This is a genomic window from Gemmatimonadales bacterium (assembly GCA_041390145.1).
In the GTDB taxonomy this organism is placed as follows: domain Bacteria; phylum Gemmatimonadota; class Gemmatimonadetes; order Gemmatimonadales; family GWC2-71-9; genus SPDF01.
Map to the genome: position 1 here is coordinate 128,767 of JAWKQM010000003.1, position 22,471 is coordinate 151,237.

Genomic DNA, 22,471 nt, shown 5'->3' on the forward strand with positions numbered 1-22,471 from the left:
GGTCAGGGCTGAGCGGCGGCGGCGTTCGGCGCCGCCGCCACGCGAGTGTGCAGATTGAAGGTCGCGCCGGCGGTCAGGATGTGCAGGCGCAGGCCGATGAGGCAGACCGGTTCGTGGTCGCCCACCTGGTCCATCGAGGAGTACTCGACGTTGGAGCAGTCCACGATCGTGATGCCACCGCTGCCGACCACTTCGAGCGTTTCATCCGGTCCGATGAACGCCGCGGTGTCTTCGTCGAGACCGACGCCGATCGCGAAGGGGTTGTAGGCGAGGGCGGTGAGGAGCCGGCCGAGCCGGTCGCGCTGCCGGAAATGCTGGTCGATGACCACGCGGTTCGTCAGCCCGAGCCCGGGGGCGAGCGCCACGATGTTGGCGCGCGGGACGGCGCCGTCCTCGCCGTGGGCGATCATGTGCTCCGAGAGGAAAGCCGCGCCCGCGGAGGTGCCGGCCACCGGGACGCCGGCGGCGTTCAGCGTCCGGATGGTCCGCGCGACCTCGGTCCCGCCAAGGGTCGTCGCCAGCCGCAGCTGGTTGCCGCCGGTCATGAACACGCCCGTCGCCGTGACCAGCTTGTTGAGCAACTCGGCGCGATCGCAATCGGCGCGCGTCTCGAACGGGAGGGACCGGACCCGGCCCGCGCCCAGTTCCGTGAAGAGGGTCTCGTAGCGATCGCCGGTGTCGGCCAGTTGCGAGGCGGTGGGAATGACCGCGATCCGCGCGTCCTTCCCGCCCGCGATCTCCACGAAGCGCCGCAGGATCCTGGCGTCGCTCATCTTCTCTTCCGCGCCGCCGACGGGGATGATCACCCCGCGCTCGGCGCCATCCGGCACGCGTGCGGGGCTCATCGCAGGTCCTCGAAGGTGCCGCGCACCACGGCGCGGCCGTCCACCACGTGCCAACGTCCCAGGGCCATCACGTCAGTCATCTCTCCGTCGGGGTTGAGGACCACCAGATCGGCGTCGCCCCCCGCTTCGATGCGTCCCTTGTCGGGGAGGCGCAGGAGGTCGGCGGGGTTGGATGTGAACGCGGGCAGGACCCGCTCCAGCGGCTGTCCGCGGTCGAGGAGCTCGCGCAGCGCGGTTGCCAGGGCGGCGGGGCTGCCCACCTCCATGTCGGTCACCCGGCCATCGCCGTCGAAGACCGGGAGGCACCCGCCACCATCCGAGCTGACGGTGATCCGTTCGGGGGGGAGCCCGGCGCCGAGGTAGCGGAGCAGGGCGTCCTCCGCCGACCAGGCGTCCTCCTCCGGGCCGACCGGGAACGCCGTCAGGTCGATCCACGCCCCGCGTGACGCGAGTTCCATCGATTCCTCGAAGAGCGTGCGGCGGCGGTTGACATGGGTGGGATTGAACACGCGGGGGGGGAGTTCGCTGGCGTCGAGCGCGTCATTGACCAGTTGCAGGCCGCGCGTCCCGTCGCCGAGGTGCAGGTGAACGATACCGGCTTTGCCGGTCATCAGGCCGGCGACATGCGCCTCGCTGGCCAGCCGGAGCAGTTCGTCCAGCGTCGGCTGACTGGAGCGATGATCGCTGAGCGCCAGCTCGCCGACCCCGATGATGCGGTCGACATGCACGATGTCGCCGCGGATGCTGCCGGTCAGCGTTGTCGGGGGCAGGTGATACCCGCCGGTATGGCACCAGGCGCTGAGTCCCTCGGCGACGAGGCCGCGCGCCGCCGCGACGAGCGAGCCCGTGGTCCGCGTCACGTCGTCCGTGCCCAGCACGCCCACCACCGTCGTGACGCCGCCAAGGGTGAAGCGCGTGAGGGGCACCGGGGGGACGCGACTTTCCGGCCCCGATTCTCCCCCGCCGCCAGTGAGATGCACGTGGCCGTCGACCAGGCCGGGAATCACGCGGCGGCCGCTGAAATCGCGCTCCACCACACCGAGCGAGGCCGGGAGCGCTGGGAGGTCGCGTCCCATCCAGAGCACCTTGCCGCCGCCGACGAGCATGTGGCGGGCCTCGCGAGGTTCCGGGGCGTAGATCTCGACGTTTCTCAGCAGCGTCAACATGCGTCTGGATGACTCCGTCGGCGTCAGGGGGAGGCGGGATAATACTGCCGTGGAGGCGTATATTGAAAGGATGAACAGGCCTTCATACGCCCCGGCAACGCTGACGGGGGAGACGGTGGTGCTCGAACCACTCGCGGAGCGGCATTGGCCGGGGATCCTGGCCGTCGGGCTCGCTCCGGAGCTGTGGACCTGGACGATCGAAGGCGTGGAGGGCGAGGCGGACCTGCGGCGCTGGTTTGACGGAGCGCTGGCGGCCGGTGCGGCCGGGCGCGCCGTACCCTTTGCCACGGTCGTCCGGGAGTCGGGGCGCGTGGTTGGCTCCACCCGGTTCGGCAACCTCGACGCCGACAACCGCCGGGTCGAAATCGGGTGGACTTGGGTGGCGCCGACATGGCAGCGGACGGGCGTGAACGCCGAAGCCAAGTACCTCATGTTGCGGCACGCCTTCGAGGCGTGGGGGTGCCACCGCGTGGAGTTGAAGACCGACGCCCTGAACGTGCAGTCGCGGGGCGCCATGCTGCGGCTTGGTGCTCGCGAGGAGGGCGTCTTCCGAAAGTACCAGGTGCGGCAGGATGGCCGTGTGCGCGACACCGCCTGGTATTCCATCACGGCCGATGAGTGGCCGGGAGTCAAGGCCGGGCTGGAGCGGCGGTTGTGGGAGCCGCCTCCGGCGCGTTAGCTTGCCCCCTTACCTGACACACCACCCCAAACAGATCGAATTCGCAATGTCCCTGATGACGTCGCTCCGCCATGCCGACCCCGGCACCGTCACCACCCCGTTGCTCATCGTGGCGGTTCCGCAGGGCGCCATGCCCGCCTCGCTCGCCGCACTCGACGGCCCCGCAGGCGGCGCCCTCGCGCGCCTGTATGCCTCGGGAGACTTCGCCGGCAAGAAGGACCAGGTGGCGTCGGTATACCCCGCCGGCCCCGCCGCGCGAATCCTGCTCGTCGGCTGCGGTGCCGCGGACGGCGCCTCCTCCCGCACCCTGCGCCGCGCCGCGGCGGTCGGTGGCAAGCGTGCGCGCCTCGCCGGCGTCACCGAGGCGGTGTATTACCTGACGCCGGAAGCCCGGGGCGCGGTGCCGGAGGGTGACGCGACGCAGGCGACCGCCGAAGGGCTCCTGTACGGCGCATGGTACTTCGATGCACTGAAGTTGCCGCCAGAGGAGACCAAGCCGGTGTTGGAGCGGGTCGAGATCCTGGCGCAGGGCTCGGCCGCGGAGGCAGGTCACGCCCGGGGCGCCGCGATCGGGGCCGCCCAGGCGCTGACCCGCGGGTTGCAGGTCCTCCCGAGCAATACCTGCACCCCGTCGTTCCTGGCCGCCCAGGCGCAGGACCTCGCGGCGCGCCACAAGATGGGCATCACCGTGCTGGACCGGGCGGCCATCGAGAAGGAAGGGATGGGCGCGCTGCTCGCGGTCGGGAAGGGAAGCGCCGAGGATCCGCGGTTCATCGCCCTGGAATACAAGGGCAGTGCCGGCGCCCCGGTGGTGCTGGTGGGGAAGGGCGTCACCTTCGACACCGGCGGCATCTCCATCAAGCCCGCCGAACGGATGGAGGACATGAAGTTCGACATGTCCGGCGCGGCCGCGGTGCTCGGCGCGTTCGAGGCGCTCGGCCGTCTCCAGCCCAAGGTCCACGTGATTGGGCTGATCCCGTCCGCGGAAAACATGCTCTCGGGCACCGCCTACAAGCCTGGCGATGTGGTGCGCGCCCTGTCCGGCAAGCACATCGAAGTGGTGAACACCGACGCGGAAGGTCGCCTGCTGCTGGCCGATGCGCTGCACTATGCCCGGCGCTACAACCCTGCCTGCGTTCTGGATATCGCGACGCTGACCGGGGCGGTCGTCAGCGCGCTGGGCTACACCGCCGCCGCCGTGATCGGCACCGACGAGGCGCTCATCGACGAGGTGCGTCGCGCCGGGGACCGCTCGGGAGAGCGGGTCTGGCAGCTGCCGTTGTGGGACGAGTTCCGGGAGCACATCAAGTCGGACATCGCCGACGTGAAGAACTCCGGTGGCCGGCCGGCGGGAACGATCACCGCGGCCTGGTTCCTTCGCGAATTCGCCGAGGGGTACCCCTGGGCGCATCTCGACATTGCCGGCACCGCCTATACGCAGAGCGAGGATGCCGGGTCGGTGAAGGGGCCCACCGGCATGGGCGTGCGCCTCTTCGCCGAGTTTGTTCTGGCCCGTCAGGGGTGACCCTCCGCCGCAGGTTCCCGGTCGCCGGGCTGGTGTTGCTCTGTTGCCTGGCCGCGACCGCACTCGAGGCGCAGTCGCCCGAGCAGATGGCGGCCGACTCGCAGCGCAACGCCGCGGACACGGTCGACATGAGCGCCCGGTATCTCGAGGGGCAGGCGCTCTCCAGGATCCGGCTGCCGGTGGCGCCGCGTCTCGACCCCGATGGGGTCATGCCGAACGGCTCGCGCATTGTCCTCGACAAGCAGGCCATCAGCTGGGCGACCGCCGAGACCGTGAGCGGGCTTCTGCTCGAGGTCCCCGGCCTCTACCTCTGGCGCAGCGGCTGGATCGGTCGGCCGGAGTACGCCAGCTACCAGGGCCGGGGCGCGACGTCGGTCGAGTACTTCCTTGATGGCCTGCCCGTCACCCCCGTCGGGCCCGACTCGGTCGGGATCGACCCCGCGCTTCTTCCCCTCAATCTCCTCGATCGCGTCGAGATCGAACGGTGGGCCGGCCTGCTCCGGGTCCGGATGTATACCCCCCGACACGACGTCGCCGCCGCGGAGTCCGACATCCTCGTCGCCACGGGCGACAAGAGTTTGTCGCGCTACGGCGGCAGGCTCCAGAAGCGATTCCGCTCGGGAATCGGCTATGCTCTCGCGGCGGACTACTGGGACGTGCTTACCAATGACGCCTTGTCCAGCGCCGCGCAGGAGACCAACGTCTGGTTCCAGCTGAGCTATTTGCATGGGGAACGGTGGGGACTGCAGTACCAGTACGTGATGCAGTCGCCGAACCGTGACCCGTATGTCAGCAACGCAGGCGACAGCATCGGGGCGGGGGTGAAGGGGACCCGGGGCGACATGCAGCTGCGGGCGTTCCTCAAGGGGGAAGCGGAGACCTCACGCGGCAGGCGGACCTCGTGTTCTCCTCGACCGGGTGGTCTGGGAGTGACGTGTCGCAGCGCATCAACGGCGTCGGCGTGGTGGCCTCATGGCGGAAGCCGACCATGTCGGCCTCCGTCAGCGGCTTCCTTCGCTCCCGCTGGACCAAGGCCGAGGTGCGGGGAGCGCGGGCTGGGCCCCACCGGGGCGCTCAGTGCCAGCCTCGAAGGAGTGGATTTCCTACGACAACAGCCGGTCGAGCGAGTGGGTGGGCGCACGCGCCGGCCTCCAGCTGCCCTACGGTTTCGACCTGAGCGGCTCCGCTCGGCTCGGCAAGGTGGTGGCGGCGCCGGCCATCGAGACGAGCCAGGCGCAGGACATCAGCGATCTCACCGCCACGCTCGGCTGGCAACGGTCGTGGCTCTCGCTGACCGCCGACGTCTCCCGGACGAGCGGCTTCCAGGGACTCGCGCCGCAACCGTACCTCAACGTGCCCGGCCTGGCGCCGGCGGCTTCCACGACCTGGCTGTCGCTCGGCGGGCGGCTGGCGCCCATTCCGTGGATCATCCTGGAGAGCCGGTACAGCAACCCGACCTCCGCGGCACCGAACGGCAATCCCCCAACCCATTCGCTCACGACGGCGACGATCCGCTCCAAGTTCTTCCGGACCTTCAAGAGCGCCTCCTTCGACCTGAAGGCCCAGGTTGGCGTCGAGTCCTGGGGCGACGGGGTGATTGGCCTGGATGCCACATCGGCACCGATCCGGCTTCCCGGGGCCACCTTCCTCCGGGCCTACCTGGAACTGGAGCTCGGGAGCTTCCAGTTCTATTACGACCGGATGAACCTGGCGGGGACCCAGCAGACCTACGTGCCCGGCTACGTAATTCCGCCTTATGGAAGCACTTACGGGGTGCGGTGGTCGTTTGTGAATTGAACGGCCACGCTGCCCCGCTGCCGCCTGGCCGCGCCGTCATCTGACCTATCCTGCCGCCTCCAAACCCGCTATCTTTCTTTGCTTTACCAGATTCGCGGAGGTTGTGTGCCGCACAGCATGACCGGCTTCGGGGCCGGCGAGGGGAACGCGGCCGGCGGGCGCCTCCGGATCGAGATCCGGACCGTCAACCACCGGTTCTTCAATCTGTCGGCCAAGCTGCCGTCCGATCTTGCTCCGCTCGAGTCCGAACTGCGCGAGCGGCTTCGCAGGGATCTGGAGCGAGGGCACATCAGCGTGAGTGTCCGCTGGGTCGAGTCGCCGGCGCGCGAGGCCGCCCTGGCGCTGAACATGGAGCGGGCCCGCGTCGTGGTCGCTCGCCTGCGCGAATTGCAGATGAGTCTCGGGCTGGTCGGTGAAGTGTCGCTTGAGCTGGTGGCTCGGCAGCCCGAGGTGCTGGTGTTCGACGGCAGCGAAATTCCGGCCGTCACCTGGGCCGAGTTCGAGCCGATCGTGGTCGCGGCCATCGCGGAATGTGCCGCCATGCGCCGCCGCGAGGGCGAGGCCCTTGCCACAGAGCTCTCGCACCGGCTCAACCTGCTGGAATCGGCGGCTCGTCGCGTGGCAGAATTGGCGCCGGCTCGGCTGCCACGGGAGCGGGACCGGCTGCGGAACGCCGTGGGCGAGCTGCTCGACGGCCGAGCCATCGACGACGCACGCCTCGCCCAGGAACTGGCACTCCTGGCCGATAAGCTGGACATCACCGAGGAACTCGTGCGCTTCGGCTCCCACGTGGCCGCCTGTCGTGCCGCGCTGGCCAGCGACGGTCCGTTGGGGAAGCAGCTCGGGTTCCTGGCGCAGGAGCTGGGGCGGGAGATCAACACGATGGGCTCGAAGGCCAATGACGCGGACATCTCGCAGCAGGTCATCGTGATGAAGGGCGAGATGGAGAAGTTCCGCGAGCAGCTGGAAAACCTCGAGTGACGCCGTTCCTCCTGGTGCTCTCCTCGCCCTCCGGCGGTGGCAAGACCACCATCGCGCGGGCGCTGCTGCAGGCGCGGAGCGACGTGGGGTACTCGGTGTCCGCCACGACGCGCGCGCCACGCCATGGGGAGAAGGACGGGCACGACTACCACTTCCTGAGCGCGGAAGAATTCGAGCGCCGGGTCGTCGCGGGCGAGTTTCTCGAGCACGCGACCTACGGCGGGAATCGCTACGGGACGCTGCGGTCCGAAATCGCCCGGGTGCTCGGCGGCGGCCGCCACGCGGTGCTCGACATCGAGGTGGAAGGCGCCCGGCAGGTCATGGAACGGATGCCGGATGCGGTCCGGGTGTTCGTCCTCCCGCCTTCGGCCAAGGTGCTTGTCGAGCGGCTCCGCGGTCGGGACACCGAGACGCCCGAAACCCGGCGGATCCGGCTGGCGCGGGCGGCCGAGGAGCTGTTGGCCGTGACCGAGTATGACTACGTGGTGATCAACGAGCACCTGCGCGACGCCGTCAACGAGGTCGGCGCAATCCTCGACGCCGAATCGAGCCGGGTGGCGCGTCGGCGGGATCTCGCCGGGTTCGTGGAGATTTTGCGTCAGGGGGTCGCAGCGGCGGCCCACGGCGACAGCGTATGACCAACCAAGGGAGCAGGAAGCAATGAAGATTTATACCCCGGTGGATGCGGCCCGGAAGTCCGGCAACAAGTACCTCGGCGTCCTGGTCGCGGCCAAGTTCGCGCGCTACCTGAACGAGTTCCCGCGCGACCACCTCGACACCGGCGACGAGAAGCTCACGACGACGGCGCTCGAGTCGCTCTCCTTCGGCGGGCTCGAGTACAAGATGATCCGCCGCCGCCGCTCCGAGGCGTAAGGTGTGGGCCGGCCGGCACGTCGTCCTCGGCGTGTCGGGCGGGATCGCATGCTATAAGAGCTGCATTCTTGCCCGACGCCTGACCGAGGCGGGGGCGCGGGTGGATGTCGTCCTCACGCGTGCCGCCGCGGAGTTCGTGCGGCCGCTCACATTTGAGGCACTGACCGGGCGCCCGGTCCTGACCTCCCTCTGGGAGCGGGATCGGGCGCTTGCGCATGTGCGCCTGGCCGACACCGCCGATCTCGTGATCCTTGCGCCCGCCACCGCCCAGTTGCTCGCCCGCGCGGCACAGGGACTCGCCGACGACGTCCTGACCGCCCTGCTGCTCGCCCGCACCGGACCGGTGCTCGCCGCACCCGCCATGAATGATGCGATGTACGCGCACGAGGCGACGGCCCGGAATGTGGAAGCGCTGGCCGCCCGGGGGTGGGCGTTTGTCGGCCCCGAGGTCGGCCCGCTCGCGGAGGGTCCGTCGGATCGCCCCGGTCGCATGAGTGAGCCGGAGACGATCGTTGCCCACGGCGCGCGAGTGCTCCGCCGCGGGAGCGCGCTGGCAGGTCGCACTGTGGTGGTGACAGCCGGCCCGACCCGTGAGCCGATCGATCCGGTCCGGGTGGTGACCAACCGATCCAGTGGCAAGATGGGCTACCGGCTCGCCGAGGCCGCATGGGAGCGGGGCGCAGACGTGGTCCTGGTCAGCGGCCCCGTCACGTTGCAGGCACCGGTCGGCGTGCGGCTCCGGTCGGTGGAGACCACGCAGGACCTGGAGCGGGCCGTGTCGGAGGAACTTCCAGGTGCGGATGTGCTGATCATGGCCGCCGCGCCGGCGGACTACCGGCCTTCCAGCCCGAGCACCGCCAAGCGACCGCGTACCGACGGTGCGCTGGCCATCCCGATGGAACCGACGGCGGACATCCTCCGCGCCACCGTGGCGGTGCGGAAGGCGGGGAGCGTGATCGTCGGCTTCGCGCTGGAAACGGGCGACGCGATCCAGAAGGCGCGCACGAAACTCGAAGGGAAGGCGCTGGACCTGATCGTGGTCAACGACGCCCTCGAGCCGGGTGCCGGCTTCGACGTCGATACCAACCGGGTGGCGATTCTCGACCGCGAAGGCAACGCGCGCGTCGTGCCGCTGGCCTCGAAGCGCGAGGTGGCCGACACCATCCTCGACGCCGTGGAGGCCCGCATTGTCGGATAAGTGGCAGCGGTATCTCCGCCAGCAGGCGGAGCTAGGCGGCAGCGAGGTGTACCTCGCAGCCGGACAGGGGGACCGCGGGGCAGGGGGGCAGGAGGTGTCGACTGCCCCGCAGCCCCGCGGCCCCGCCGAGATCGACTGGCGCCGCGGGGCCCCGCCCATCCCAGGCCCCGGCCTGACCATCGAGTTGCCGACCCCCGACCTTCTCGGCGACGGGCTCGGCGCGCTCGATTCGCTCGGGGCGATCGCCGAGCGGATCGCCGGCTGCACCCGCTGCGGGCTGGCCCAGGGACGCAAGAATACCGTCCCCGGGGAGGGGGATCCCTCCGCCGGGTTGATGCTGATTGGCGAAGGGCCGGGCGCCACGGAGGATGAAACCGGTCGGCCGTTCGTCGGCGCCGCAGGCGATCTCCTGACGCAGATCCTGGGATCTATCGGGATTCCGCGGGAGAGTGTATTCATTGCCAATGTCGTGAAGTGCCGGCCCCCGCAGAACCGGAAGCCGTTGCCGGACGAGTCCACCGCCTGCCTTCCCTATCTCCGCCGTCAGGTGCAGTTGGTCCGCCCGAAGGTGATTCTGGCGCTCGGCGCCACCGCGGCCGAGTCGCTGCTCGGCGTCCGGAAGAGCCTGGGCGCGCTGCGCGGCGCGGTGCACAGCTATGGAGGCGTGCCGCTGGTGGTCACCTATCACCCCGCGGCACTGCTCCGCAACCCGAATTGGAAGAAGCCGACCTGGGATGACGTCCGTATCGCCCGACAGCTCCTCGATCGCTGAGACCTACACCGGCCGCGCCGCCCCCTGGAGCCAGGAGGCGGAGCAGGCGGTGCTGGGCGCCATGCTGCTGGACCAGGACGCCGCGCTCCTCGCGACGGAACTGGTGCAGGACGAGATGTTCTACCGCGAGGGCAACCGCCGCCTCTTCCGGGCCATGGTGGCCCTCGTGGAGCGGCGCACCGTCATCGATCCCGTCACCCTGCGCGAAGAATTGGGGCGCCGCGGCGAGCTCGACGCCGTCGGGGGCGCCGACTACCTCGCCGACCTCGTGGACGCCGTCCCCACGGCGGCCAACCTCGAATACCATGCGCGGATCGTCAAGGACAAGGCGATCCTTCGCCGCCTGATCGAGACCTCCACCGGCATCATCACCGAGGCGTACGACGGCCGCGCCACCGCCTCCGACCTGCTCGACAAGGCGGAATCGCGGATCTTCCAGATTTCGCAGGACCGGGGCAGCGAGGGCTTCAGCCGCCTCAAGGAGATGCTTTGGCCCACGATGGAGCGCATTGAAGCGCTCCAGCGGAGCGGCAAATCGATCACGGGTGTGCCGAGCGGGTTCGTAGATTTGGACAAGCTGACCTCCGGATTCCAGCCGTCGGAACTGGTCATCGTCGCGGCGCGGCCGTCGATGGGGAAGACCGCCTTCTGTCTGAACATCGCCACGCACGCGGCGGTGGAGGGGGAAGGGGTCGCCATCTTCTCGCTGGAAATGTCCCGGGACCAGCTGGTGCAGCGGATGCTCACCGCCGAGGCGCGGGTCGACAGCCAGCGGGTCAGGCAGGGCGGGCTTCGTGACGCCGACTTTACCAACCTGGCGCGCGCCGCCGGTGTGTTGCAGAGCTGTCCGGTCTGGATCGACGACACCCCGAGCCTTTCGCTCCTGGAAATGCGCAGCAAGGCCCGACGGCTGAAGGCGGACAACGACATCAAGATGATCGTCGTGGACTATCTCCAACTGATGCGCAGTCCTGAATATGCCGAGAACCGGGTCCAGGAAATCAGCGACATCTCCCGCTCCCTGAAGGCGCTGGCCCGTGAACTCGCGGTGCCGGTGGTCGCGCTCAGCCAGCTGTCGCGCGCCTCGGAGCAGCGGGGCGGGGAGCGCCGCCCGATCCTCTCGGACCTGCGGGACTCCGGCGCCATCGAGCAGGACGCCGACCTGGTCATGTTCATTCACCGCCCGGAGTACTACGACCGGGAGGACGAATCGAAGAGAGGGCTGGCCGACATCATGCTGGCCAAGAACCGCAACGGTCCCACCGGCGACGTGCAGCTGCGCTTCAGCCGGGAATACACCCGCTTCGACAGCTTCTCAAGCCGCGACGACCCGGAGTAGCATGGCCCGCGCGCAGTCGGTCTATCGGTGTACGGAGTGCGGACACGACCATCCCAAGTGGGTCGGCCGGTGCGAGGGATGCGAGGCGTGGAACACCGTGGCCGAGGAGCCGTTGGTGCGGCCGGCGGCCACGCGGGCCGGTCGGCGGAATGCGCCGCGTGCCTCGCACGCCCCGGCTGCCCCCGCCGTCCGCCTCCGCGACATCGCCGAATCCCGCCTCATCCGCTGGCCCACCGGACTTCCCGAACTCGATTTTGTCCTCGGGGGCGGCATCGTCCCCGGATCGATGACGCTCATCGGCGGCGAACCCGGCATCGGCAAGTCGACGCTGCTGCTCCAGGTGGCCGCCCGGCTCGAGTCGGGCGGGCGCCGGGTGCTCTACGCGAGCGGCGAGGAATCCCCCGATCAGCTCCGCCTCCGCGCGGCCCGCCTCGAAGAGGATGCCGGGCCGGTGCACGTCCTCGGTGAGACCCGGCTCGAGGCGGTGCTCGAGGCCGCCGCCGGCCTTCCCGCGGAATTCCTGGTCCTCGATTCCATCCAGACCGTGTACACCGACTCGCTGGAGAGCGCGCCCGGCAACGTCGGGCAGGTGCGGGAGTCGTCCGCGCTCCTGATGCGCTACGCCAAGGAGACGGGCACCGCGGTGGTCGTCGTCGGGCATGTGACGAAGGGAGGCGGCATCGCCGGTCCCAAGACCCTCGAGCACATCGTGGACACGGTGCTCTACTTCGAGGGGGAGGGCTCGCTCGACTACCGGCTGCTTCGCGCCACCAAGAATCGGTTCGGCTCGGTCGACGAACTCGGCGTCTTCTCGATGACGGAGCGCGGGCTCGTGGCGGTGCCGAACCCCTCCGCGATGTTCCTGGCGGCGCGCGCCACCGGCACGAGCGGCAGCGCCGTGACGGCGCTGATGGAGGGCACGCGGCCCGTCCTCGTCGAGGTGCAGGCCCTCGCCGCACCTTCGGGGTATGGCACGCCGCAGCGCGTCGCCACCGGGCTCGATCCCAAGCGCCTGGCGGTCTTGCTCGCCGTCCTCGAGCGGCGGGGCAACACCTCCTTCGCCTCGCTCGACGTGTTCGTGCAGGCCACGGCCGGTGTGCGTCTCGCGGAACCCGGGGCCGACCTGGCCGTGGCCGCGGCGCTGCTCTCGAGCCTTCACGGGAAGCCAGTTCCGGCGGATGTGCTCTATCTTGGTGAAATCGGGCTGGGCGGCGAGGTGCGTCCGATCAGCGGCATGGAGCGTCGGATGACCGAGGCGGCGCGGCTCGGATTCCGGCGCGTGTTCTCGCCGGGGCGGAATCCGCCCACTGTTTCTGGCATCACCGTGGTGGGCGTGGACCACATCGATCAATTGGTGAAGAGCCTTGCCGCTTGACGTCGGGGTGATCGTCGTGGCCGCGGGCCGTGGCACCCGCCTCGGCGGGACGCCCAAGCAGTTCCGCGAGCTCGCCGGCGTGCCGGTGCTCCTCCGTGCCATCCGTCCCTTCGCCTCCCACCCCAACGTCACGCACATGGTGGTCGCGCTCCCGCCCGACGCCGTGGCCAACCCGCCGGAATGGTTGGCCCCTCTCCTGGGGGAGCGACTCCGGCTCGTGGCCGGCGGCGTGGAGCGGGGCGACTCGGTCCGTGCTGCGCTTGCGGCGCTCCCGGAGCAGTGCGCGCTGGTATTGGTGCACGACGGGGCTCGCCCCCTCGTTTCGCGGGAAACCATCGACGCGGTCATCGCCGTGGCGGCTCGCGGCACTGGCGCCGTGGCCGCGGTGCCGCTGGGCGATACCCTGAAGATGGCGGCGGAGGGCGAGGGGCCGCCCACCGTTGAATGCACCATTCCGCGGCGCCGACTCTGGCGTGCGCAGACACCGCAGGGATTTCCGCGCGAGCTGCTGGAACGCGCCATCGCCTCGGCGGCCGCCGATGGGGTGCAGGGCACCGACGATGCCGAACTGGTCGAGCGGATCGGTGGTCGGGTCGAACTGGTGCCCGACCAACCAGCCAACCTCAAGCTTACCACGCAGGCGGATTTCACTCTCGCCGCAGCGCTCCTCCAGGGTGTCTCATGATTCTTCCCTTCCTGACGCCGGATGACGTGGAGCGCGCGATCCCGACGGTGCGCGACCATCTCGCCACCGGCAAGCTCCTGGCCTATCCCACCGAAACGGTCTACGGGCTCGGCTCGGCGCCGACCGAGGCCGCGCTCGATGCCCTGGCGCGCCTGAAGGGACGGCCGCCGAAGAAGCCGTTCCTGCTGCTGGTTTCGAGCGAGAAGATGCCCGAGGCATGGGGACTGGTGTATTCCCGCGCCGCCAGTGCGCTCGCCGCCGCCTTCTGGCCCGGGCCGCTGACGCTCATTCTGAAGGGTGGAGAGGGGCATCTGCCGGACCGGCTGCGCGGCGCGGAAGGGGGCATCGGTGTGCGGTACACCTCACACCGCGGCGTTCGCCGGTTGATCGAGGCATGCGGGATTCCCCTCACCTCCACGTCGGCCAACCGCCCGGGAAGTCCCCCGGCCGCCGGTGCCAGTGGCATCGTGCCGCTCTTTCCCGAGGCGGTGCGGGCCGGCGACCTCCTGGTTCTTGACGGCGGCGTGCTCGGCAACGTCCCTCCCTCCACCATCGTGGATTGCACCGAAGCGCTCCCGCGCATGGTTCGGGAGGGGGCCATCCCCCGGGACGAACTGCGTCGCGCGGTTGGGAGCCTTGCACCCTGATGCCTTCGCGCCAATCGTCCCCTCGTCGCGTTGTCCTGGTCTGCACCGGCAACACCTGTCGCAGCCCCCTGGCGGAGGCGCTGCTGCGCCAGGCCCTGGAGGAGCGCGGTGTCACGGGCATCGAGGTGCTCTCCGCCGGAACCGGCGCATGGGAGGGAGCACCGGCGTCGGAAGGGGCCTACCTGGTTGGCTTGGAGAACGGGCTCGATCTCTCTGGCCATCGCGCACGACTCGTTACCAGTGAACTGGTGGCGGCCGCAGATCTGATGCTCACGATGGCGCGCCACCACCGGGCCCGAATTCTTGAGCTGGGGGGAGACGATCGGGTGCACCTGCTCGGGGAGTTTGCCGGCAGGTCGGGCGGGGACGCGGAGGTGGCCGATCCCTTCGGCGCCGATCTGGAGGCGTATCGCCAGACCCGAGACGAGTTGAGCACGCTGATCACGATTGTGGCGGACCGCCTGGCCGGGGAGCAACGGAATGCAGGGGGGTAGGACACGGGTCTTCGCCCTGCTCGGCGATCCGGTGGCGCACTCCCTCTCGCCCGCGATGCACAACGCGGCGTTCCGGGTTCTTGGCCTCGACGCGGTGTACGTCCCCATGCCCTGCGCCTCGGCGCATGTGCCGGTGCTGATGGCCGCACTGGCGGAGGCGGGGGGGGGCGGCAACGTGACCGTTCCGCACAAGCAGGTGGCCGCCACCGCGCTGACGCGGCCGAGCGAACGGGTGACGGCGCTTGGCAGCTGCAACACCTTCTGGTGGGATGGCACTGCGCTGGCCGGCGAGAGCACCGATGTCGAGGGAGTGCAGGCTGCGCTCCGCCGGCTCGAGGTCGAGGCGGAGACGTGGCTGGTCATCGGGACCGGCGGTTCGGCGCGTGCGGTAGTGGAAGCGGCGCGGCTCGCGGGTGCGCGCATCGCCGTCTCCTCGCGTGACCACGGTCGGGCCGCCGCCTTGCTCGCCCTGGCCGGCGCCCGTGGGGTCGAGTGTGCCACCGCGGAAGAGGCGACGCTGGTCATCAACGCCACTCCGCTCGGCCTGAAGACGAGCGATCCCCTCCCGTCCAGGCCGGACGCCACGCCGAAAGCGGCGGCCGCGCTCGACCTCGTCTACCGCCGGGGAGAGACGGCTTGGGTCCGCCAGCAGCGGGCGGCCGGCAGACGGGCCGCGGATGGCCGGGAAGTGCTCCTGGCCCAGGGGGCGGCCGCGCTCACGCGGTGGTTCCCGAAACAAACACCGCCACTCGACGTGATGCGGGCCGCCCTGCATGTTGCCCTCGATTGATCTCCGCGCCGCGCTCTCGGCGCTCGAATGGGCGCTGCTCCCACCGCAATGCCTGACCTGTGATGAACCAGTCCCCCGGAGTGACGGCGACGCGCTGATCTGTGGCGTCTGCCGCTCCCGCTGGCGGCGGGTGGCTCCGCCGCAGTGCGCGCGCTGCGGCGGGACGGTCCCCCCAGAGGGGCCGTGCCTCTTCTGCGCCGAATGGCCGCTGGCGCTCACCTCCGTGTGGGCCGCGGTCTGGCTGGACGAGGGGGCCCGCCGGGCGATGCACCGCCTCAAGTACGGCGGATGGTGGCGCGTCGCGGATGCGTTGGCGGCCGGCATGCAACCGGTGCCGTTGCTTGAGGCGCCGGCCGTGCTGGTCCCCATTCCGCTGGGGAGCCGTCGGCTGCGCGCGCGAGGCTTCAACCAGGCGGAGCGGCTCGCGGAGGCGCTCGCGCGACATGGGACGCACACGGTGCAGCCGGAGTTGCTGCGCCGCCGAAGGGAGACCGGGACCCAGACCAAGCTCACACCGGAGGCGCGGCGGGCGAACGTGAGCGGCGCGTTCGAGGCCACGGGCCCGGTGCAGGGGAGGATCGTGCTGGTGGACGATGTCCTGACAACCGGTGCGACCCTGGCAGAGGCGGCGGTCGCGCTCGCGGCCGGAGGGGCGACTTCGGTCCAGGCGGTCACCTTCGCACGGGCCCGCCCGCCGGCGACAATGCTGGGTTGAGGGTGCGGTCTGGCTGATTCGGGTTATTTTTCCGGCGCACTGATTCTCTTACAGGAGATACCATGGCGGTCAAAGTCGGCATCAATGGATTCGGCCGGATCGGGCGGAACGTCGTGCGGGCAGCCAAGAAGATGGGGGCGACCGACCTCGACTTCGTGGCCGTCAACGACCTCACGGACACCAGGACCCTGGCGCACCTGCTCAAGTATGACTCGGTGCACGGTCGGTTCGACGGCACCGTCGAGGCCGGGGAAGGGTCCCTGGTCGTCAACGGCGACACGATGAAGGTCCTCTCGGAAAAGGACCCCTCCAAGCTGCCGTGGAAGGAGCTAGGCGTGGACGTGGTGCTTGAGTCCACGGGCCGCTTCACGGACCGGGAGCATGCCGCCATGCATCTCTCGGCCGGGGCGCGCAAGGTGGTGATCTCCGCGCCGGCCAAGAAGGAAGACGTCACGCTCGTCTACGGCGTCAACCACGAAAAGTACGACCCGGCCGCGCACCATGTCATCTCGAACGCCAGCTGCACCACCAACTGTTTGGTGCCGGTGGTCAAGGTCATCCTGGAGCGGTTCGGTTTCGTGCACGGGTTCATGACGACGATTCACTCATACACCAACGACCAGCAGATCCTCGACCTGCCGCACAAGGACCTGCGCCGCGCCCGCGCGGCGGCGGTCTCGATCATCCCGACCAGCACCGGTGCGGCCAAGGCGACCGGTCTGGTACTCCCGGAAGTGAAGGGAAAGATTGACGGCGTGTCCCTCCGGGTCCCGACCCCGGACGTCTCGGTGGTGGCCCTGAGCGTCGAGGTCAAGAAGGGCACGACCATCGACGAGGTGAACGCGGCGTTTCGCGAGTATGCCGCGGGACCGATGAAGGGAGTCCTCGCGGTCAGCGACGAGCCGCTCGTCTCGGTGGACTACATCGGCAACGTCGCCTCAAGCACGGTCGACCTGTTGTCCACCAACGTGGTCGACGGGACCATGGTCAACGTGACGAGCTGGTACGACAACGAAATGGGGTACTCGGCGCGCTGCGTCGACCTCCTGTCGTACATCGGCGCCCGGTTGTGAAGCGGACACTCGCCTCGCTCGACCCGGCGGCCCTCGAAGGCCGCCGGGCGCTGGTCCGGGTGGACTTCAACTGCCCGATCGCCGACGGCCGCGTCACGGATGACATGCGCATTCGCGCGGCCTTGCCCACCATCAAGTATCTCCGGGACCGGGGCGCGCGGGTCGTGCTGCTCTCGCACCTTGGCCGGCCCAAGGGCGCGCCAAACCCCAAGTACTCCATGGAGCCGGTGGTCCGGGCGCTCGAGGCCCTCCTCGGCTCTCCGGTCACCTTCCTGCCCGACCCGACCTCGGCGGAGGCGGTCGCCACCACGCGCCACATGCCGCGCGGGGGGATCGCCGTGGCGGAGAACACCCGGTTCCATCCCGGTGAGGAAACGAACGACGACGCCCTGTCAGAGCGCTTCGCCGCGCTCGGCGACCTCTACGTGAACGACGCCTTCGGGTCGGCGCACCGGGCCCATGCGAGCACTGCAGGCGTGGCGCACCGGCTGAAGCCGGCCGTGTCGGGATTCCTGATGGAAAAGGAGTTGGCATACCTCGGACAGGCACTGGGAAACCCGAAGCGTCCCTTCGTGGCGGTGATGGGCGGCGCCAAGATCTCCGGGAAGATCGACCTGATCGAGGCGCTGCTGCCCACCGTCGACGCCATCCTGATCGGCGGCGCCATGGCCTGCACCTTCTTCAAGGCGATGGGGCTGGAGGTCGGCAATTCGCTCGTGGAAGACGACCGGGTGGAGATGGCGGCGGCGTTGCTGAAGCGGGCCGGCGCCAAGCTGGTGCTGCCCGTCGGGGCGGTCGTGGCGCAGAAGCTCGATGCCACCGCCGAGACGCGCACGGTCCCGCGAGACGCCATACCGGCTGGATGGGCCATGTTTGACATCGATCCGGCCAGTGAGCGCCTCTTTGCCGAGCGGATTGCCGCGGCCGGCACGGTGGTGTGGAACGGCCCGATGGGGGTATTCGAGACTCCGCCCTTTGACCACGGCACGATGGCCGTCGCCCAGGCGATGGCTCGCGCCACCGAAGCGGGGACGGTCACGGTGGTCGGTGGCGGGGACTCGGCTGCGGCCGTTGCCGCCGCCCTGCTCGCTGACAGGATGACGCACGTTTCAACCGGGGGCGGCGCCTCCCTCGAATTCCTCGAGGGGAAGGTCCTGCCCGGTGTCGCCGCACTCGACGAAAGCTGAGGACTTCATGCGCATGATCCGTCTGCTCCTCCTCGCGCTCTGCCTGCCGATGGTCGCGGCCGCCCAGACCAAGCCGGCGACGCCTCCCCCGAACTTCGATGCCTATGTGGCCGCGGTCATGAAGCAGTTCGACGTGCCGGGGATGGGCATCGCCATCGTGAAGGACGGGCAGGTCGTGCTCGCCAAGGGCTACGGCGTCAAGCGACTCGGCTCAAGTGAGAAGGTGGACGCCGACACCCGGTTCGGGATCGCGTCGAACACCAAGGCCTTCACCGCGCTGGCGATCGGCATGCTGGTGGAGGAGGGGAAGCTCGAGTGGGACGCCCCGGTGGTGAACTACCTCCCCGAGTTCATGATGTGGGATTCCTGGGTGACCCGGCAGATCACGGTGCGCGATATCCTCGTGCACCGGAGCGGCCTCGGCCTCGGCGCCGGCGACCTCCTCTGGTGGCCGCCGACGACGTACACACCACCCGAGATCATGCGCCGGCTCCGCTACATCGAACCCGCCACCAGCTTCCGCAGCGCCTACGCCTATGACAACGTCCTCTACCTGGTCGCCGGGCAGTTGATCGAGCGGGTCTCGGGCCAGACCTGGTCCGATTTCATCACCAACCGGATCATGCGGCCGGTCGGGATGAAGGAAGCGAACAGCACGCATGCCGCCGCCGGACAGTCAGGGGGCAACGTGGCCGCCACCCACGCGAAGGTGAACGGCACCGTACAGGTGGTGAAGCCGTTCTCCGACCCCAACACCGACCCCGCCGGCGGCATCAACGCCGGCGCCAACGACATGGCGCGGTGGATGATCGCGCAGATGGACTCCGGGCGGGTCGGCGACAAGCACCTCTGGAAGCCGAGCACGACCCGACAGCAATGGAACCTGGTCACGCCGATCCCGACCGGACCGATGCCGAAGGAACTCGCCCCGTACACGGCGAACTTCTCGGGCTACGGCCTCGGGTTCTTCCTGCGGGATTACCGGGGGCAGAAGCTGGTGACGCACACCGGCGGGTTGCCGGGATACGTCTCCCTCCTGATGATGCTGCCGAACCAGAAGGTCGGCGTCATGGTCCTGACCAACCAGGAGTCCGGCGCGGCGTTCATGTCGATCGGGTTGAAGGTGCTCGACTACTACCTCAACGCGCCGCCGTTCGATTGGCTCGCCGGCTACACGAGCCGGATGGCGCAAGCGGACTCGATGATGGCTGCGGCCAACGCGGCGACGGCAGCCGCGCGGGACAGCGCGTCTCGCCCGTCACTTCCACTGGCCAGCTACGCGGCGACCTACGAAGACCCGTGGTATGGGACGATCACCGTGTCGCTCAAGGGCAGCGGGCTCGTGATGCAGTTTGACAAGTCGCCGGACCTCGTCGGCGACATGGAGCACTGGCAGTACGACACCTGGCTGGTCAAGTGGCGGGACCGCGAGCTCCGCGCCGACGCGTTCGTCACCTTCACCCTCGACGAGGAGGGCAAGGTGGCAGGCGCCACGATGAAGCCAGCCTCGCCGGAGGTGGACTTCAGCTTCGACTTCCAGGACCTCCACCTGACGCCGGTCCGGAAGCAGTAGCGGATGCGACCGCTGCTCTTTGCCGCCAACTGGAAGATGCAGGTGACCCCCGAGGAGACCCGGCGGTTTGCCGGGCAGTTCCTCGGGGCCACCGCCCCGGTCGAGGGGCGCTCCCTCTGGTTCTTCCCCTCCGCGGTCTCGATCGGGACGGCGGCTGAGGCTTTCGCCGCACGGCCCGATGTGCGGATCGGTGCGCAGGATGTACACTGGGAACCCAAGGGGGCGTTCACCGGGGCAACGTCGATTCCCCTGGCGCGCGGGGCGGGGGCGAGCGGGGCGCTGGTGGGGCATTCCGAGCGGCGGCACGTATTCGGGGAAACGGACGAGGAAACGGGAAAGAAGGTCCGTGCCCTCCTGGATGCCGGACTCACGGCGTTTCTGTGTGTGGGCGAAAAGCTCGAGGAGCGCGAAGCGGGGAAGACCGAGGCGGTCGTCCTCCGGCAGCTCCGTGCAGGGCTGGCTGGGGTGCCATCCGGGCAGATGGACCGATTGGTCGTGGCCTATGAGCCGGTCTGGGCCATCGGCACCGGCCGGAACGCAACCGCCGAGGATGCCGCCCGGGTGCACATCGCGCTGCGCACCGAGCTGTCCCGACTGGGGGCCACCGGCCGGATCCCCATCCTGTACGGCGGGAGCGTCAATCTGGGCAATGCCTTGGGGCTCCTGGCCCAGCCGGAGATCGACGGGGTCCTGGTCGGCGGGGCCAGCCTCGACCCGGATGGTTGGGCGGAAATCGTGGGGATCGGTGGTTGACCCCCTCGGCGCCGACCGGTTATTCTTCCAGACTGTCTCACAACGGAAATAGGCATGTTCGGTCTCATTCTGACGCTATTGATTCTTGATGCGCTGCTGCTCTCTGTCGTCGTGCTGCTCCAGGCGGGGCAGGGCGGCGGCTTGGCGGCCATGGGCGGCGGCGGCGGCACCGAGAGCTTTGTCGGTGGTCGGCAGGCGGTCACCATCCTGACGCGGTCCACCTGGTGGCTCGGCGGCATCTTCCTGGTCCTCTCGCTGGTCCTGTCGGTGATGTCAGCCGGCCGGTCGACGGCCTCTTCGGATGTCGAGCGGTTGCTTGCCCAGCCGGAGCAGCAGGCGCCTGTCACCAGCTCTCCGCTGCCTCTTGGCGGTACGGAGCCGGCCCCGGCGGCCGAGACGCCCGCGGCGCCGCAGCCGCAGCCGCAGCCATAATGCGGCGGGACGTTACTCGTGGCGGGGTGGCCGGATGACCGGCCGCCCCGCCTTTGTATTGCTCGAAGATGGAACCTGCTTCAAGGGGTTCGTCGCGGCCCCCATTTCCCCGGCCTTTGGTGAGGTGGTGTTCACGACCAACCTGACCGGCTACCAGGAAACCTTTACCGATCCCAGTTATCTCGGGCAGATCGTGGTCATGACTGCCCCCATGATCGGCAACTACGGGGTCAACAGCGAGGACATGGAATCCACCCGGCCCCAGGTTTCGGGTGTCGTGGTTCGCGAACTCGCTCGGCAGCACTCCAATTGGCGGGCCACCGAATCACTCGATGGGTGGCTCGGCCGGTATCAGATCCCGGTGCTGACCGGCGTGGACACCCGCCGACTGACCCGGCATATCCGCTCCAAGGGCGCCATGCGCGGGGTGATCGCCGAGGGGGAGGCACCGTCGGACGCGATACGCCAGAACCTCCTCGACTCCCCCAGCATGGAGGGTCTGGACCTGGCGTCCCGGGCCACGGTGGACAAGCCATACGAACAGGGCTCCTCCGGTCCCCATGTGGTTGCGTTCGATTTTGGGATGAAGCGGAACATCGTCGACATGCTCGAGGCGTCCGGGTGCCGGGTGACTGTCGTTCCGGCCACGACGAGCGCCGCCGAGGTCCTGAAGATGTCCCCCGACGGGGTCTTCCTCTCGAACGGGCCCGGCGACCCTGCCGCCGTCACCTATGCCTTTCCCGTGATCCGCTCGCTCGCCGAGAGTGGGATCCCGATGTTCGGTATCTGCTTGGGGCATCAGCTCTTGGGGTTGGCCTTCGGCGGGAGCACGGTGAAGATGCCGTACGGTCATCGTGGCGGCAATCATCCCGTCAAGGACCTTGCCGATGGTCGCGTCCTCATCACCACCCAGAACCACGGTTTTGCCGTGGCGGGAGGGCAAGACGGAGTGCCGGGAGCCCCCGATTTGGAGGTCACGCACCTTAACCTCAATGATGGCACCGTAGAAGGACTCCGCCACAAGACGCTGCCCGTATTCGGCGTTCAGTACCATCCGGAGGCCGCTCCAGGCCCCCATGATGCCTACCCGCACTTTGCCCAGTTTGTCAGGTCCATGGCCCCCCAGCCGGCCCGCTGACCCCCAACCCATTGACAGACAACAGGTAAGCCCATATTATCGGCCTGTCCGGCGTATATTGAACGCCCGCCTCATGAGACCCTCCTGGGGGATGCATGACCAAGGCCGACCTCGTTGAGCAGGTAACCGCGTCGATCGCCCGCACTGCCGGGCCGATGATCTCCAAGAAAGACTGCGCGCGGGTAGTCGACGCGTTCCTCGACGCCGTGAAGGTGGCGCTCAAGGACCAGCATAACATTGAGGTGCGCGGGTTTGGCACTTTCAAGATCCGCCGTCGCAAGACGCGGATGGCTCGCAACCCGCGCACCGGCGAGCCGGTGGAAGTGGCGGCGCGTCCGGTGCCTGTCTTCAAGCCCAGCAAGGAGTTGCGGTCGCTGGTGGCCGAGGAAGGCGATGTGGTCTCCTCCGGAGGCCCGGCCGACGTCAATTGAGTA

24 protein-coding genes are annotated in these 22,471 nt (G+C 69.2%); 22 read left to right on the plus strand and 2 right to left on the minus strand.

Annotated features, from left to right (window positions below; translation table 11 throughout):
* Nucleotides 1-2: 2 nt before the first annotated feature.
* Complete coding sequence (locus R2910_02595; protein ID MEZ4411863.1) at nt 3-845, minus strand: cyanophycinase; 843 nt, start codon at nt 843-845, stop codon at nt 3-5.
* Nucleotides 842-2,011 (minus strand): beta-aspartyl-peptidase, encoded by a 1,170-nt coding sequence (gene iadA, locus R2910_02600; protein MEZ4411864.1) that lies wholly within the window; start codon nt 2,009-2,011, stop codon nt 842-844. The genes R2910_02595 and iadA overlap by 4 nt, the downstream gene beginning before the upstream one ends.
* 70 nt (nt 2,012-2,081) lie before the next feature.
* Here iadA and R2910_02605 point away from each other — a divergent pair, with 70 nt between their 5' ends.
* From R2910_02605 to R2910_02710, 22 genes are all read left to right on the plus strand, one after another.
* Nucleotides 2,082-2,690: a GNAT family protein gene (locus R2910_02605; protein MEZ4411865.1), complete on the plus strand. Its 609-nt coding sequence runs from the start codon at nt 2,082-2,084 to the stop codon at nt 2,688-2,690.
* A 46-nt stretch (nt 2,691-2,736) separates the two neighbouring features.
* Entirely contained in the window at nt 2,737-4,215 is a 1,479-nt protein-coding gene (locus tag R2910_02610; protein ID MEZ4411866.1) for a leucyl aminopeptidase, read from the plus strand.
* A gap of 1,077 nt (nt 4,216-5,292) precedes the next feature.
* A complete protein-coding gene (locus R2910_02615; protein MEZ4411867.1) occupies nt 5,293-6,012 on the plus strand; it encodes a hypothetical protein in 720 nt (239 codons plus the stop codon).
* A gap of 105 nt (nt 6,013-6,117) precedes the next feature.
* Nucleotides 6,118-6,993, plus strand: a complete 876-nt coding sequence (locus R2910_02620; protein MEZ4411868.1) for a YicC/YloC family endoribonuclease — start codon at nt 6,118-6,120, stop codon at nt 6,991-6,993.
* Nucleotides 6,990-7,631, plus strand: a complete 642-nt coding sequence (gmk, locus tag R2910_02625; GenBank protein MEZ4411869.1) for a guanylate kinase — start codon at nt 6,990-6,992, stop codon at nt 7,629-7,631. The genes R2910_02620 and gmk overlap by 4 nt, the downstream gene beginning before the upstream one ends.
* 22 nt (nt 7,632-7,653) lie before the next feature.
* The gene (locus R2910_02630) at nt 7,654-7,866 is read left to right on the plus strand and encodes a DNA-directed RNA polymerase subunit omega (GenBank protein MEZ4411870.1); all 213 of its coding nucleotides are present in this window, start codon (nt 7,654-7,656) and stop codon (nt 7,864-7,866) included.
* A 1-nt stretch (nt 7,867) separates the two neighbouring features.
* Nucleotides 7,868-9,064 (plus strand): bifunctional phosphopantothenoylcysteine decarboxylase/phosphopantothenate--cysteine ligase CoaBC, encoded by a 1,197-nt coding sequence (gene coaBC, locus R2910_02635; protein ID MEZ4411871.1) that lies wholly within the window; start codon nt 7,868-7,870, stop codon nt 9,062-9,064.
* A complete protein-coding gene (locus tag R2910_02640; GenBank protein ID MEZ4411872.1) occupies nt 9,054-9,836 on the plus strand; it encodes a uracil-DNA glycosylase in 783 nt (260 codons plus the stop codon). Before coaBC ends, R2910_02640 begins: the two co-directional genes overlap by 11 nt.
* Nucleotides 9,799-11,175 (plus strand): replicative DNA helicase, encoded by a 1,377-nt coding sequence (gene dnaB / locus R2910_02645; GenBank protein ID MEZ4411873.1) that lies wholly within the window; start codon nt 9,799-9,801, stop codon nt 11,173-11,175. Before R2910_02640 ends, dnaB begins: the two co-directional genes overlap by 38 nt.
* A 1-nt stretch (nt 11,176) precedes the next feature.
* Entirely contained in the window at nt 11,177-12,550 is a 1,374-nt protein-coding gene (gene radA / locus R2910_02650) for a DNA repair protein RadA (protein ID MEZ4411874.1), read from the plus strand.
* Nucleotides 12,540-13,235, plus strand: coding sequence for a 2-C-methyl-D-erythritol 4-phosphate cytidylyltransferase (gene ispD, locus R2910_02655; GenBank protein MEZ4411875.1), 696 nt, complete (start codon nt 12,540-12,542; stop codon nt 13,233-13,235). The genes radA and ispD overlap by 11 nt, the downstream gene beginning before the upstream one ends.
* Nucleotides 13,232-13,882, plus strand: coding sequence for an L-threonylcarbamoyladenylate synthase (locus R2910_02660; GenBank protein ID MEZ4411876.1), 651 nt, complete (start codon nt 13,232-13,234; stop codon nt 13,880-13,882). The genes ispD and R2910_02660 overlap by 4 nt, the downstream gene beginning before the upstream one ends.
* Nucleotides 13,882-14,376, plus strand: a complete 495-nt coding sequence (locus R2910_02665; GenBank protein MEZ4411877.1) for a low molecular weight protein arginine phosphatase — start codon at nt 13,882-13,884, stop codon at nt 14,374-14,376. The genes R2910_02660 and R2910_02665 overlap by 1 nt, the downstream gene beginning before the upstream one ends.
* Nucleotides 14,363-15,166, plus strand: coding sequence for a hypothetical protein (locus tag R2910_02670; GenBank protein MEZ4411878.1), 804 nt, complete (start codon nt 14,363-14,365; stop codon nt 15,164-15,166). The genes R2910_02665 and R2910_02670 overlap by 14 nt, the downstream gene beginning before the upstream one ends.
* Nucleotides 15,150-15,881, plus strand: coding sequence for a double zinc ribbon domain-containing protein (locus R2910_02675; protein MEZ4411879.1), 732 nt, complete (start codon nt 15,150-15,152; stop codon nt 15,879-15,881). Before R2910_02670 ends, R2910_02675 begins: the two co-directional genes overlap by 17 nt.
* A gap of 62 nt (nt 15,882-15,943) precedes the next feature.
* Nucleotides 15,944-16,954 (plus strand): type I glyceraldehyde-3-phosphate dehydrogenase, encoded by a 1,011-nt coding sequence (gap, locus tag R2910_02680; GenBank protein ID MEZ4411880.1) that lies wholly within the window; start codon nt 15,944-15,946, stop codon nt 16,952-16,954.
* Nucleotides 16,951-18,141: a phosphoglycerate kinase gene (locus R2910_02685; GenBank protein ID MEZ4411881.1), complete on the plus strand. Its 1,191-nt coding sequence runs from the start codon at nt 16,951-16,953 to the stop codon at nt 18,139-18,141. Before gap ends, R2910_02685 begins: the two co-directional genes overlap by 4 nt.
* 13 nt (nt 18,142-18,154) lie before the next feature.
* Entirely contained in the window at nt 18,155-19,714 is a 1,560-nt protein-coding gene (locus R2910_02690) for a serine hydrolase (protein ID MEZ4411882.1), read from the plus strand.
* 3 nt (nt 19,715-19,717) lie between these two features.
* The gene (gene tpiA / locus R2910_02695) at nt 19,718-20,467 is read left to right on the plus strand and encodes a triose-phosphate isomerase (GenBank protein MEZ4411883.1); all 750 of its coding nucleotides are present in this window, start codon (nt 19,718-19,720) and stop codon (nt 20,465-20,467) included.
* Between the two features lie 54 nt (nt 20,468-20,521).
* Nucleotides 20,522-20,899 carry a preprotein translocase subunit SecG gene (gene secG / locus R2910_02700; GenBank protein MEZ4411884.1) on the plus strand — a complete coding sequence of 126 codons (378 nt, stop codon included), beginning with the start codon at nt 20,522-20,524 and terminating at the stop codon, nt 20,897-20,899.
* Nucleotides 20,900-20,933: 34 nt separating this feature from the next.
* Nucleotides 20,934-22,037 (plus strand): glutamine-hydrolyzing carbamoyl-phosphate synthase small subunit, encoded by a 1,104-nt coding sequence (gene carA, locus R2910_02705; GenBank protein MEZ4411885.1) that lies wholly within the window; start codon nt 20,934-20,936, stop codon nt 22,035-22,037.
* Nucleotides 22,038-22,132: 95 nt separating this feature from the next.
* Entirely contained in the window at nt 22,133-22,468 is a 336-nt protein-coding gene (locus R2910_02710; GenBank protein ID MEZ4411886.1) for an HU family DNA-binding protein, read from the plus strand.
* Nucleotides 22,469-22,471 lie beyond the last annotated feature (3 nt).